Here is a 12,529-nt window from a genome sequence, read left to right as displayed (position 1 = left end):
CCTGATCACCAGGAACGGGGCAGCTAGATGGTGCGATGGCGTTAGTGAATCATGTCGTCGGCGATGTCATAGCCGTTCTCTTCGTACCAGCGGGCCGCACCCGGGTGGAAGGGCAGCACGGTGTTGTGCACGATGTTCTCCGGAATGCTGGTTTCGGCACTGCGGTGAATGGAGCGCATGCGGTCATTGTTTTCCATGGTCAGCTTGGTGACTTCGTAGATGAAGTCTTCCGGCAGGTCGCAGGCCGCGATGGCGAAGTTCCACATGGAAACCGCGCGCGCATCCTCTTCAAGCGTGGAGTAGGTGCTGGCTGGAATGGTGAATTCCGCGACCGGGTAGGCGTCCAGGACAGCGGCAAGCTCGTCTTCGGTAAACTCGATGATGTTCACGTCGGTCTGGACTTCCAGCTGGCTAACTGCCGGAATCGGAATGCCGGCGGCAAAGGCAATCACGTCCAGCAGACCGTCCTGCAGCTGGCCGCCAAGATCCGACCAGCCGCCGTTGCGGCGCTCGAAGTTCACTCCCAGGGTCTCAAGCATCGCCGGGAAGTAGGTATCGGAGGTCGATGCCGCCGGGCCAAAGCCGATACGTGCGCCATCCGGGATATCCGAGATGGACTCGATGCCCGAGCTTGAAAGCGCGGCAATCGAGAACGGTGTCTCATACATCGGGAACATGGCGCAGACGTTATCCATCACCATGCCGGGGGCCAGCGGGCTCTTGCCGTTGACCGCATCGGAGGCCGGACCCATGGTGGTCAGGCCGAAAGCCATGTCGCCTGAGTGTACCAGCGCCAGGTTCTGGGTCGGGCCGCCGGTGACTTCACCGCCGCCGGACAGGCCCAGCTCGTCGGCCACGAAGTTGGCCCAGCCGGAGCCGTACACGAAAAAGGTGCCGCCCTGGCTTGCGGTACCGACCGTGAAGTTTTCCGGCCAGTCGGCGCGGTCAGCGTGGGCGCTGGCAGAGGCGAGCATCGCGCCGCCAACCAGAATAGCGAGCGTTTTAGGCATCATGGTGCGCATAGCGTATTTCCTGAGCTGTTATTAGGATTGTGGACTGGCGGGCATGAGTTGCGGGCCAGTAGCCGTCTTGATTAAGCCATGATAAAGAGCGATTGTTGTGCCATTTAATCAGTTGGCTTTTAAAAACATGAGGTTATATAAAAGCTGTTCAACTTTAGTGGAAATTGAAACGGCACCGAGTGTCTGGTTATTCGCACGCAAGGCGGACAGGCATGTGCGGTTTTCCGCTCACTTCAGGGTGGGAAAATGGGAGGCGAGAAGGGAAGGGAGAAAGAGGGCGAGCGCCCTCTTGGGTCGTGACTCAGTTTTTGGGCTTGCCGGGGTCGAGGATGCGCACCGGCTGAACATCCTGGCGTTTTTGCTCGTCGCGGACCTGATTGACGCGGGTGGTCAGTTCAGAAGAGTTTTCATCCTCGATAGGCAACTGCTCGAAAAAGTCGCAGTTGACGCATTCGCGGTAGCGAATGCCGTTCTGTTCCCAGGCGCGGATACGGTCCATGGCGGCGCAGCGCGGACAGGTAACGCCGGCAATGAAGCGCTTGACGGTAGACATAGGTTTCTCCGGGAGCGCGGCGCCGCCGTCAGGCGGGCGCCGCGGTTGAGTAAGGGGTCAGGCCGCGCGAATGCCACTATGGCGCAGCAGCGGCTCTACGCGCGGCTCACGGCCGCGAAACGCCTGGAACAGCTCGGCGGCGTCGCGGGCACCGCCCTGTTCCAGAATCTCCTGGCGAAAGCGCTTGCCCGTTTCGGCATCGAAGATACCCGCTTCTTCGAACGCACTCCAGGCATCCGCCGAGAGCACTTCGGCCCACTTGTAGCTGTAATACCCCGCCGCGTAGCCGCCGGCAAAGATATGCGCGAAGCTGTTCTGGAAGCGGTTGAAGGGCACCGCAGGTACGACGGATACCTGGCGGCGCACGTCATCGAGCAGGGCCTGGACGTCCTCGGCGCTGGGCGCTTCGAGTTCGTGATGCAGGCGCAGATCGAACAGCGAAAACTCGACCTGACGGACCATGCCCATGGCCGACTGGAAGTTCTTGGCTGCCTGCAAGCGCTCGAGCAACTCTGCCGGCAGCGCCTCGCCAGTGTCCACGTGCTTGGCCAGCAGGTTGAGACCTTCACGCTCCCAGCAGTAGTTCTCCATGAACTGGCTGGGCAGCTCGACCGCATCCCAGGCCACGCCATTGATACCGGAAATATCCGCGATGTGCTGCTTGGTCAACATGTGGTGCAGGCCGTGCCCGAACTCATGAAACAGCGTGGTGACCTCATCGTGGGTGAGCAGTGCCGGCTTGCCGCTTACCGGGGCGGTGAAATTGCAGGTCAGAAACGCCACGGGCAGCTGCAGGCCGTCCTTGGTCTGGCGGCGCACCCGGCAGTCGGCCATCCAGGCGCCACCACGCTTGCCTTCTCGGGCGTACAGGTCGAGGTAGAAGCCGGCAATCGGCTGGCCGTGCTCGATGATCTGGAAGTAGCGCACATCAGAATGGTAGGTGGGCGCGTCGTTCACCTCTTCGACGCTCACTCCATAAAGGCGTTCGACGACCTGAAACAGACCGTCAATCACCCGTGGGGCGGGGAAGTAGGGACGCAGCTGCTCCTGGGAAATCGCGTGACGCGCTTCGCGCAGTTTTTCGCTGGCGTAGGCGATGTCCCAGGGTTTGAGTTCGTCAAGGCCCAGCTCATCGCGAGCGTAGGCGCAAAGTTCGGCAAACTCCTCTTTTGCCTGGGGCACGGCGCGCCGGGCAAGGTCGCCCAGGAAGTCGAGCACCTGCTCGGGAGACTCGGCCATCTTGGTGGCCAGCGAGAAATCCGCATAGGTCTCGAACCCCAGCAGTCTGGCAAGCTCCTGGCGAAGCGCCAGAATCTCTTCCATGATCGGGGCGTTGTCGAATTTTCCTGCATCCGGGCCCTGGTCGGAGGCGCGGGTGACAAAGGCGGTATACACCTCCTCGCGCAGCTCCCGGCTGTCGGCGTAGCTCACTACCGGGAAGAAGCTCGGGAAGTCCAGGGTGATGCGGTATCCAGAAACGCCCTTGGCTTCGGCCAGGGCCTTGAGTGTTTCGCGTGCGCTTTCCGGTACGCCGGCCAGCGCCTCTTCGCTAGTGATGTCCTTGTGCCAGGCTTGGGTGGCGTCCAGCACGTTGTTGGAATACTGGTTGGAAAGCGTGGAAAGGCGCGACTGGATTTCACCGTAGCGGGCTTTCTTGTCTGCGGGCAGGTCGACCCCGGCAAGGCGGAAGTCACGCAGCGCGTTATCAACCGTACGCCGCTGGGCGGCGTCCAGGCGGTTCCAGGCGTCGCCCTCCTTGAGCGCCTGCCAGCCGTGGAAAAGCCCTTCGTGCTGGCCTACCCAGGTGCCGAAGTCAGAGAGTTTTTCCAGGCTGGCCTGGTAGGCGTCGCGCAGTTCCGGCGTGTTCATGGTGCCGTTCAGGTGCGAGACCGGCGACCAGGCCTGGGAAAGGCGGTCGCTGGCCGCTTCGAGCGGTTCGGCAAAGCTTTCCCAGGTGGGCGGTGTGTCGGCGGCCTGGCGTGCCAGGCGGTAGATCGTTTCACGGTTCTCGCTGAGCAGCGCATCCACCGCGGGTACCACATGCTCGACACGCATATCAGCGAAAGGGGGAAGCTTGTGGGTTTCAAGCAGCGGATTATGGGACATAAACACCTCGGCTGGCGCGTTAGGGGCATGAAACAGCGTGCAAAAATACACGATAATAGCTAAACAGTGTGGGCACAGGGCGGCGCTTTCAATGCCAAGGTTTGGCCTCTTGACGAGCGCCTGCTAGTCTTGCCGCCTTTTAGAGCCCTTGATGGCAGGAGAAATCGATGAGCGAAACGCTAGAGCGCTGGGGGTCGAAGCGCGCCTTTATCCTGGCGGTAACCGGGGCGGCGGTAGGGCTTGGCAATATCTGGCGCTTTCCTTATGTGGCTGGTGAAAACGGCGGCGCGGCGTTCTTGCTGGTCTACGTGGCTTTCGTGCTGCTGCTGGGGATACCGGTCATGATGGCCGAAATCCTGATCGGCCGGGCCGGTCGGCGTGGACCGATTCAGGCCCTGGGCGCCTTGGCGGCGGATGCCGGGGCCTCGTCGAGCTGGCGCTGGCTGGGGCTTTTCGGCGCCTTCACGGTGTTCTGCATCCTGTCTTTCTATTCCGTGGTGTCGGGGTGGTCGATCGAGTTTCTGGTGGCCTCCATCAATGGGCAGTTCAAGGGCGCCACGGCGGCCGAGATCGGCGCGGGCTTTGATGCCTTTCTGGCCAATCCGGGGCTTTTGATCTTCAATCACTCTCTGTTTCTGTTCATGACCATGACGGTGGTGGCCGCCGGCGTTGCCAAGGGGCTGGAGCGGCTCAATAACCTGCTGATGCCGCTGCTGTATGCACTTCTGCTGCTGCTGGCCGGCTACGCGGCGACCACCAGTGGCTTTACCACGGCGCTGGCGTGGCTGTTTCTGCCCTCGTTCGATGCGTTGACGCCAACGGTGGTGCTGCACGCCATGGGGCATGCGTTCTTTACCCTGGCTGTCGGGGCCTGCGCGCTGATGGCCTACGGTGCCTACATGCCCGACGAGCAGAGCCTGCCCAAGGCAGCGGTGGCGGTAGCGGCGCTGGACATCAGCGTGGCGCTGATGGCCGGGATCGCGATCTTTTCGGTAGTGTTCGCCCAAGGGATGGACCCGGCTGACGGCCCGGGGCTGATGTTTGTCACGCTGCCTATCGCCTTTTCCGAGCTGCCGGGTGGAACGGTCTGGCTGAGCGTATTTTTCCTGTTGCTGTTGCTGGCGACCTGGACCTCGGCGATCAACCTGGCGGAGCCCATGGTGGCTACGCTTCAAGGCCTGGGGCTGCGGCGAAGCCTATCGACGGCCATCGTGGCGCTGAGCGTATGGCTGATGGGGCTCTTGTCAGCGTTCTCGTTTTCGACGCTGGCCGAGTTTCGGCCGCTCTTCGGGCGCACCATATTCGAGCTGGTCAGCAGCATTCCGCCGGATGTGTTCCTGCCGCTGGGTGGGCTCTTGATCGCGACCTTTGCCGTCTGGGTCATGCCACCGCGCGTCGTGATCAAGGCGTTGGGGATGGGCGAGCGCGGCTATCTTGTGTGGCGTAACGTCGTGCGCTGGGTGTCGATTCCATTGACATTTATCGTACTGCTGGGCGGGTTGCTGTAGCCAGGTGGCAGGTAAACGCGCCGCTTGCTGAAGTGAAGAGGCGCGCTGTACGACGAATCAGGATCAACGAGTCAGGAGGGTGTCATGAGGGATGCATTGAGAAGCTTTAACGCGCATTCGCCGCGCCTTGGAGAGCGGGTATATATTGACCCGGCAAGCGTGGTGATTGGCGACGTGGTATTGGGTGATGACTGCTCGGTATGGCCGATGACGGTGATTCGCGGTGATATGCACCGCATTCGCCTGGGGGCGCGCGTGAGCGTGCAGGACGGTAGCGTGCTGCATATTACCCACGCCAGCGACTTCAACCCTGATGGCTTCCCGCTGACCGTGGGCGATGACGTGACCATCGGCCACAAGGCCATTCTGCACGGCTGTACCCTGGGCAGCCGCATTCTGGTCGGAATGGGCGCTATCGTCATGGACGGGGCGGTAGTCGAGGATGAGGTGATCATTGCCGCCGGCGCCGTGGTGACCCCGGGCAAGCGCCTGGAAAGCGGCTACGTGTACGCCGGGAACCCGGCCAGGGCACTGCGCCCTTTGAAAGATTCAGAGCGCGCCTTCTTTCCTTACACCGCCGGTAACTATGTAAAACTGAAGGATCAGTTTCTGGCCGAAGTCGCCTTATGAGGCATCCAGGCTAAACAGTTGGCCTGACAACCTTTTTTCGAAATGAGCCATGTTGCAATTCTGAAAAATCTGGTAATTTATCCAGTTTTCCAGGGTGCCGCGACATGGCTAACTTTCGCACGCATATTACGGTAGCAACCGCGGGCGGCATGCTGATGGCCTACGCGGGGTGGCAGGCCGAGTGGTGGCCGTCGACCCAGGCCGTGCTGATCGTGGCGCTGGTCGCGTTTGGCGGTATTCTGCCGGATATCGACGCCGACCGATCCCGTTCCATCCGCTTGATTTTCAATCTTCTTTCTGTGCCTTCGCTGGTGCTGGGCGTGATGCTGCTGGAGTCGTGGCTGACGCCGGGCATGCTGCTGGTGGCGTGCGGGGGCATCTACTTCTGCGTGAGGTATCTGGCGGGCATCCTGTTTTCGAAACTGACGGTGCACCGGGGCATCTGGCACTCGCTTCTGGCGGCGGGGCTATGCTCACTGTTGACCGCCGCGCTTAGCTTTCACCTGCTTTTCCAACCCCCGTGGCTTGCCTGGTCTCACGGCGCGGCGGTGCTGCTGGGGTTCGTGATTCATCTGGGGCTTGATGAGCTCTACAGCGTGGACCTGGAAGGTGCCCGGCTCAAGCGCTCGTTTGGTACGGCGCTCAAGCTCGGTGATAGCCGCCGGCCCATGTCGAACCTGTTGATGCTGATTGCCACGTTGACGCTGCTGCCCTGGGCTCCGCCCTGGTCGGTACTGGTGGAGCTGATGCATCAGGGCTCGCTGCTGTGGCGGTAGTCCTCGGCGCTCAGCCCGTGCTTTTTGAGCTTGTCGTAGAACGTCTTGCGCGGAATGCCCAGATGGCGACAGACATCGGTCACGCGGCCATGGTGGCGGGCCAGTGACTGGCTGATCAGGCTCTTTTCGAAAAGCTCCACCTGGCGTGGCAAAGTGGGCTCCCGGGTATCGGCAGCGCCCCCTTCCAGCAGCATGTCCAGGCGATAGTCGAAAGCTGCGCCAAGCAGCACGTAGCGCTCTGCCAGGTTGCGCAGCTCACGCACGTTGCCGGGCCAATCGTGAGCGAGCAGGGCGGCCACGGCGTGGCTGTCCAGGCTGGGGGCCTCCAGGCCGCTGCGGTTGGCGGCCACCACGGCAAAATGCTGGAACAGTAACGGAATATCCTCGCGCCGTTCGCGCAGGGCCGGCAGCGGCAGGGTGACCACGTTCAGCCGGTAGTAGAGGTCCTCGCGAAACCGTCCTTCCTCTGCGGCGACTTTCAGATCCACCTTGGTCGCGGCGATTACCCGCAGGTTCAGCGGCACCGTTTCATTGGCACCCAGCCGTTCGATGCTGCGCTCCTGCAGCACGCGCAGCAACTTGACCTGCAGGGCCAGCGGCATGGATTCGATCTCGTCGAGGAACACCGTGCCGCCGTTGGCGTGTTCGAACTTGCCGATGCGCCGTTCGACCGCGCCGGTAAAGGCGCCTTTCTCGTGGCCAAACAGCTCCGACTCGATGGTGTTTTCCGGAACGGCCCCACAGTTGATCGCCATGAAGGGGTTGTTGCGCCGGGCGCTTCGCTCGTGGATGGCGCGGGCCACCAGGTCCTTGCCGGTGCCGGTTTCGCCAAACAGCAGGACGTCGGCTTCTACCTGGCTGATCCGCTGGATCATCGCGGCCAGGCGGGAAATGATCGCCGTGCGGCCCACGAGTCGCGGTCCAAGCGCGGCCTGCTGAACTTCAAGCTCTGCTTTCAGGCGGCTGTTCTCAAGGCTCAGCTGGCGCTTTTCGATCCCGCGGCGCACGACATCCAGCAACTGGTCGCCGGCAAACGGCTTTTCCAGAAAATCCCAGGCGCCGGCACGCATCGCTTCCACGGCGGTGGAGATATCGCCGTGGCCGGTAATCAGGATGATCGGCAGGGTCGGGTCGCGACGGTGCAGTGCGTTGAGAAGCTCCATGCCGCCCATGCCGGGCATGCGGATATCGCTGACGATGACCCCGGGGAACTCCGCTGGCAGTGCGCTTAACGCCTGCTCGGCGGATTCGAAGCAGTGGGGCGTATAGCCGGCAAGCTCCAGGGTTTGGCTGGCGGTGATGCGCAGGTGCGGTTCGTCGTCGATCACCATGACCGGCAGCGTCGACGGCTCATGCATGGCTACTGTTTCCTTGCAACGGGTGGATGGAGGTAGGCGCCGCGGGCGACAGAGGCAGCATTATGGTAAAACAGGCGCCCTGGCTAGTTCGGTTGTCGACTTGCAGCTTGCCACCCAGGTCGTCCATGATACGCGAAGAAATCGAAAGTCCCAGGCCGAGGCCGCTGCCTGGCGCCTTGGTGGTAAAGAAGGGTTCGAAGATCTGCGCCAGATGAGCGTCATCGATGCCGGGGCCGTTATCCATTACATGGATGGCGACCTGGGTGCCGCTGAGTGCGGCGCTCAGCGTAAGCGTCGGGTCGGGGGTGTCTTTCATGGCGTGCAGCGCGTTGCCGATCAGGTTGACCAGCACCTGCTCGAGGCGCACCAGGTCGCCCATTGCCCAGAGCGTTTCTTTCGGCCATTGCTGTTCGACGCGTACGTGCCCATCGCGCAGGCGGCTTTGAAACAGGCGCAGGGCATATTCGATGCACGCTTGCACCGAGATGGGCTCCTGACGCTCACTGCTCTTGCGTGAAAACTGGCGAAGCTGAGCGCTGATGTCTGCCATGCGCTGGGTCAACTCGACGATCTGCTCGAGATTGGCGTCGACCTGCTCCAGCCGGGAGAGCGCCAGAAAGCGTCGGGCATTCTCGCCGTAGGCGCGAATGGCCGCCAGCGGCTGGTTGAGCTCGTGATTGATGCCCGCGGCCAGTTGGCCAAGCACGGCCAGCTTGGCGGCCTGAATCAGCTCATCCTGAGTCTGGCGAAGGCTCGCCTCGGCGCGGCGGCGCTCTTCGATCTCATCGGAAAGGCGCTGGTTGCTGGCCACCAGATCACGTGTGCGCCGCTCGACGCTTGCTTCCAGCTCGTCGCGCACCAGGGCCAATGTCTGGCGCTCGCGTTCGGCAAATGCTTCGCGCTCACGGCGCAGGCGCAGGCGCTGCCAGCCAATGCCGCCGCCCAGCGCCACCATGCTGTACAGGCCGCCGGCCATCAGCGCGGCGATCCACTGCGCGCCGGCGACCGGCGTCAAGGGTTTGAGGATATGCATCTGCCAGCCAAATTCGGCCACCGGGCGCGTCAGGCGCAGGTAGCGCCCTCCACTCAATGGGCCGTCGTCGAAGCTGACCAGGGCGCTATCTGGCCCGTAAGCGGTTTCGATGCGAATGCCTGATGGCGATAGCGGTTCCATGGCGTAGCGGCGTGTCTGGCGAAGCGTCTGGCGCTGCTCGTCGCTCAAGGGATAGAGCGCGCGCATGCGAAGTTCGGGGCGGCTGGCCATGAAGATGATGTCGTCACCATCCGTGACCAGAAGCTCAGCGTCCTGCTCGGCCCAGCTCTCTTCCACGTCGTCCAGAAGCACCTTGATGACCATGACGCCATCTGGCTGGGCATCGGGGGAGGTGTCGTCGATCCAGACCGGTGCCGAGAAGAAGTAGCCTCGCTCAAGTGATTGGGTGCCAAGGCCGTAAAAGCGTCCCTGTCGACCCGCAATCGCTTCACTGTAGTAGCTGCGAAACGCGTAGTTGTGACCGATGAAGGTGTTGGGACGGTGCCAGTTGCTGGCGGCAATGGTAGTGGCATCACGGTCGAGCAGGTAGACGTCGGAAACGCCGGAGGTAAAGCGAAAACGATCAAGCAGCAGGTTGAGTGCCATCGGGTTCTGACTGTCCGGGGCGCTCAGAAAGCGCTGTACCCCCTCACGAGTGGCCAGCATCTGTGGTAGATAGTCGTAACGCAGCAGGTAGCCGTTCAGGTTGGCAGCCGAAAGACGCAGTTCGTTGTCAGCGTCCTCCTTGAGGTTGGCAATCGCTTGTTCATGGGCCAGCCGGGCGGCTTGCCATATGGTGATGACCAGGCCCAGGCTGATGACGACCAGCCATACCGCTTTCCAGCGCAGCCTTTTCATGCAGGCGAACTGCTGGAGCCTTGCGAGCGCCGCAGGGCGCGCTGCGCTCGGGTTTCGGCACGGGCCATTTCCAAAAGCCCCTCTTCGACATAGACCAGGTGCTCATGGGCACGGGCGCGGGCATCTTCGGCGCGGCCTTCTAAAATGGCGTCCAGCAGCGCACGGTGTTGCTGCATCAGGCGGCTGCGTGAGTCGGGTTTGGCAAACAGGTGAGCCAGATTGTCCACGATGCTCTGCTCGAGCAGGTGAAAAATACCGCGCATGGTGTGCAGCAGCAGCACGTTGTGCGCCGCTTCGGCAATGGCCAGGTGAAAGGCCGCATCCAGCTTGGCTTCCTGAACCGGGTCGGTGCCGACAAACCCTCCATCCAGCTCTTCAAAGCGCTGAATGAGAATAGCCTTGTCTGCCGGCGTGGAGCGCAGCGCAGCGTAGTAGGCGGAGATACCCTCCATGGCATCGCGAAACTCGAGCAGGTCCAGATGAAATTCGCCATGCCGGGAGAGCATTTCCAGAAGCGGGTCGGTGTAGCCGCTGTTCAGGGTGTCGTTGACGAAAGTGCCGCCGCCCTGGCGGCTGGTGAGCAACCCGCGTGCAGCCAGCTTCTGAATCGCTTCGCGCAGCGAGGGCCGGGAGACACCAAAACGCTCGGCCAGCTCACGCTCGGGTGGCAGGCGCTGGCCCGGCTTCAAGCTACCTTCCAGAATCATGCCTTCCAGACGTTCGGTAATCACATCGGCCAAGCGCTGCTGGCGAAGTGGGGGATAAGTCATGAATCGAGCTTCCTTTAATTGGTAATACCAATAGTAAGGCAGTTGGCCAGTCTCGCTCAAGCACCCATGGCAGAAAGTGCCAGTCCATGAAACTTGGCTTAATGGGACTAAAGTATAAGCTCTTGCAGCGCCCAGGCAGGGCAACTTCAATTGACACTCACCATGGGCCTAATTACTGTAAGAGCCTTGATGTTGTCAATTGGTTTTACCAATCTGGATATTGCGAGCACGCTGATCTCTGGCCAGAGGCGACGAGAACGGCAAGCGGGCGTTCATCACCGCTGTCGGGAATTTCGTATAATGTCTTCCTCTGGTTGTCGGTGTGCACGGCGCTCACCCGTAACAGGTAGCGCACCCACTGCATAGGGCTTGCCATGATCATTTCTGCCTCCACCGACTACCGCAAGGCGGCTCAGCGCCGTATACCGCCCTTTCTGTTTCATTATGCAGACGGTGGTTCTTATACCGAGCACACCTTGCGGCGTAACGTCGAAGACCTGGCCGGTATTGCGTTGAGACAGCGCGTGCTCAAGGACATGTCATCGCTGTCGCTTGAAACCACGTTGTTCGGTGAGACGCTGGCGATGCCGGTTGCGTTGGCGCCAGTAGGGCTGGCAGGCATGTACGCTCGGCGCGGTGAAGTGCAGGCGGCGCGCGCGGCGGCCAGTAAAGGCATACCCTTTACACTTTCGACGGTATCGGTGTGTCCTATCGATGAAGTAGCCTCTGCCATCGATCGGCCGATCTGGTTTCAGCTGTATGTATTGAAGGACCGCGGGTTCATGAAGCACGCCCTGGAAAAGGCCAAGGCCGCGGGCGTCAAGACGCTGGTATTTACCGTGGACATGCCCGTACCCGGGGCGCGCTATCGCGATGCCCACTCCGGCATGAGCGGTAAGAGCGGACCGATTCGGCGGATGGCCCAGGCGGCGATGCACCCTTTCTGGGCCTGGGATGTGGGTATCCACGGCCGACCTCACGATCTGGGCAACGTCTCGGACTATCGGGGCAATCCGACAGGGCTTGAAGACTATATCGCCTGGCTGGGCAACAACTTCGACCCGGCGATATCCTGGAAGGATCTGGAGTGGATCCGCGAGTTCTGGGATGGCCCCATGATCATCAAGGGTATTCTCGACCCTGAGGACGCCCGCGACGCGGTGCGCTTCGGTGCAGACGGTATCGTGGTCTCCAATCATGGTGGGCGTCAGCTTGATGGCGTCATGTCATCTGCGCGCGCGCTGCCAGCAATTGCCGATGCGGTTAAAGGTGACCTGGCCATTCTGGCCGACTCCGGTATTCGTAGCGGGCTTGATGTCGTGCGGATGATTGCGCTGGGTGCCGATACGGTATTGCTGGGGCGTGCCTTCATCTATGCGCTGGCCACGCGGGGCGAGGCGGGCGTAGCTCATCTGCTCGAGTTGTTCGAAAAGGAGATGCGGGTTGCCATGACGCTCACGGGCGCACACAGCATTGCTGATCTTGGCAGGGACTCGCTGGTTCCCGACTCGCTGCACGGCCTCTCCTGAACGCTAGGGAGATGTTTTTCATATCAATATGAAAAAGCGCTTGCACAACCGGCAATGAATCCGTAAAGTACGCATCCGCTGCCGGGGACGCCCAGCGTTACCAGCGGTGAATGAAGGTGAAAACCTTCGGTTTGTCAGGTAGTTAGCGGTTTTGGATGTGGCAGGTTTTACATCGAAAACAACGCCCTTGACAACCACCAGGAAATGCGTAGAATACGCCTTCCTCGCTGAGGCAAGCGGCTCCGGTCATCGAGCCAGATATTGATAGGTCTTCAGCGAAACAGCTCTTTAACAATTTGATCAGGTAATTCATGTGGGCGTTTGCCGATGAGGGTGACAAGTCACCGAATATCAAGGCAAGCGACACATCGATACTTTTTATCTTT

General features: G+C 61.2%; 11 protein-coding genes. 4 read left to right on the top strand and 7 right to left on the bottom strand.

The genetic code is table 11. From position 1 onward, the window contains the following. Positions 1-41: 41 nt before the first annotated feature. The 3 genes from HW452_RS16910 to prlC all read right to left on the bottom strand — a co-directional run bounded on the left by HW452_RS16910 (position 42) and on the right by prlC (position 3,681). Positions 42-1,022, bottom strand: a complete 981-nt coding sequence (locus tag HW452_RS16910; RefSeq protein WP_224107271.1) for a TAXI family TRAP transporter solute-binding subunit — start codon at positions 1,020-1,022, stop codon at positions 42-44. A gap of 301 nt (positions 1,023-1,323) precedes the next feature. Continuing rightward, positions 1,324-1,575 (bottom strand): YheV family putative zinc ribbon protein, encoded by a 252-nt coding sequence (locus tag HW452_RS16905; protein ID WP_224107270.1) that lies wholly within the window; start codon positions 1,573-1,575, stop codon positions 1,324-1,326. Positions 1,576-1,632: 57 nt separating this feature from the next. Then, complete coding sequence (gene prlC, locus HW452_RS16900) at positions 1,633-3,681, bottom strand: oligopeptidase A (protein WP_224107269.1); 2,049 nt, start codon at positions 3,679-3,681, stop codon at positions 1,633-1,635. A gap of 167 nt (positions 3,682-3,848) precedes the next feature. Here prlC and HW452_RS16895 point away from each other — a divergent pair, with 167 nt between their 5' ends. From HW452_RS16895 to HW452_RS16885, 3 genes are all read left to right on the top strand, one after another. Beyond that, positions 3,849-5,189, top strand: a complete 1,341-nt coding sequence (locus tag HW452_RS16895) for a sodium-dependent transporter (RefSeq protein ID WP_224107268.1) — start codon at positions 3,849-3,851, stop codon at positions 5,187-5,189. 84 nt (positions 5,190-5,273) lie between these two features. Further along, positions 5,274-5,819 (top strand): gamma carbonic anhydrase family protein, encoded by a 546-nt coding sequence (locus tag HW452_RS16890; protein ID WP_224107267.1) that lies wholly within the window; start codon positions 5,274-5,276, stop codon positions 5,817-5,819. 104 nt (positions 5,820-5,923) lie between these two features. Further along, positions 5,924-6,595, top strand: coding sequence for a metal-dependent hydrolase (locus HW452_RS16885; protein ID WP_224107266.1), 672 nt, complete (start codon positions 5,924-5,926; stop codon positions 6,593-6,595). Here the strand turns inward: HW452_RS16885 and HW452_RS16880 are convergent. The 3 genes from HW452_RS16880 to HW452_RS16870 are packed head-to-tail and all read right to left on the bottom strand — an operon-like array spanning position 6,571 to position 10,614. Beyond that, positions 6,571-7,953: a sigma-54-dependent transcriptional regulator gene (locus HW452_RS16880; RefSeq protein WP_224107265.1), complete on the bottom strand. Its 1,383-nt coding sequence runs from the start codon at positions 7,951-7,953 to the stop codon at positions 6,571-6,573. The two genes, HW452_RS16885 and HW452_RS16880, sit on opposite strands and share 25 nt — an antisense overlap. After that, complete coding sequence (locus tag HW452_RS16875; RefSeq protein ID WP_224107264.1) at positions 7,946-9,844, bottom strand: sensor histidine kinase; 1,899 nt, start codon at positions 9,842-9,844, stop codon at positions 7,946-7,948. Before HW452_RS16875 ends, HW452_RS16880 begins: the two co-directional genes overlap by 8 nt. Continuing rightward, positions 9,841-10,614 (bottom strand): GntR family transcriptional regulator, encoded by a 774-nt coding sequence (locus HW452_RS16870; RefSeq protein ID WP_224107263.1) that lies wholly within the window; start codon positions 10,612-10,614, stop codon positions 9,841-9,843. The genes HW452_RS16875 and HW452_RS16870 overlap by 4 nt, the downstream gene beginning before the upstream one ends. A gap of 374 nt (positions 10,615-10,988) precedes the next feature. Here HW452_RS16870 and lldD point away from each other — a divergent pair, with 374 nt between their 5' ends. After that, positions 10,989-12,143: an FMN-dependent L-lactate dehydrogenase LldD gene (lldD, locus tag HW452_RS16865; RefSeq protein ID WP_224107262.1), complete on the top strand. Its 1,155-nt coding sequence runs from the start codon at positions 10,989-10,991 to the stop codon at positions 12,141-12,143. Between the two features lie 142 nt (positions 12,144-12,285). Here the strand turns inward: lldD and HW452_RS16860 are convergent. Beyond that, positions 12,286-12,529, bottom strand: a 244-nt coding sequence (locus HW452_RS16860) for a hypothetical protein (RefSeq protein ID WP_224107261.1), incomplete at its 5' end; no start/stop codon positions are given.

Source organism: Vreelandella aquamarina, assembly GCF_020075495.1.
Taxonomy (GTDB): domain Bacteria; phylum Pseudomonadota; class Gammaproteobacteria; order Pseudomonadales; family Halomonadaceae; genus Vreelandella; species Vreelandella aquamarina_A.
This window is presented reverse-complemented; position numbering and strand designations above follow the sequence as displayed.

Coding starts and splice junctions, on each gene's coding strand:
- HW452_RS16910 (WP_224107271.1), bottom strand. CDS start 1,022: ATGCGCACCATGATGCCTAAAACGCTCGCTATTCTGGTTGGCGGCGCG.
- HW452_RS16905 (WP_224107270.1), bottom strand. CDS start 1,575: ATGTCTACCGTCAAGCGCTTCATTGCCGGCGTTACCTGTCCGCGCTGC.
- prlC (WP_224107269.1), bottom strand. CDS start 3,681: ATGTCCCATAATCCGCTGCTTGAAACCCACAAGCTTCCCCCTTTCGCT.
- HW452_RS16895 (WP_224107268.1), top strand. CDS start 3,849: ATGAGCGAAACGCTAGAGCGCTGGGGGTCGAAGCGCGCCTTTATCCTG.
- HW452_RS16890 (WP_224107267.1), top strand. CDS start 5,274: ATGAGGGATGCATTGAGAAGCTTTAACGCGCATTCGCCGCGCCTTGGA.
- HW452_RS16885 (WP_224107266.1), top strand. CDS start 5,924: ATGGCTAACTTTCGCACGCATATTACGGTAGCAACCGCGGGCGGCATG.
- HW452_RS16880 (WP_224107265.1), bottom strand. CDS start 7,953: ATGCATGAGCCGTCGACGCTGCCGGTCATGGTGATCGACGACGAACCG.
- HW452_RS16875 (WP_224107264.1), bottom strand. CDS start 9,844: ATGAAAAGGCTGCGCTGGAAAGCGGTATGGCTGGTCGTCATCAGCCTG.
- HW452_RS16870 (WP_224107263.1), bottom strand. CDS start 10,614: ATGACTTATCCCCCACTTCGCCAGCAGCGCTTGGCCGATGTGATTACC.
- lldD (WP_224107262.1), top strand. CDS start 10,989: ATGATCATTTCTGCCTCCACCGACTACCGCAAGGCGGCTCAGCGCCGT.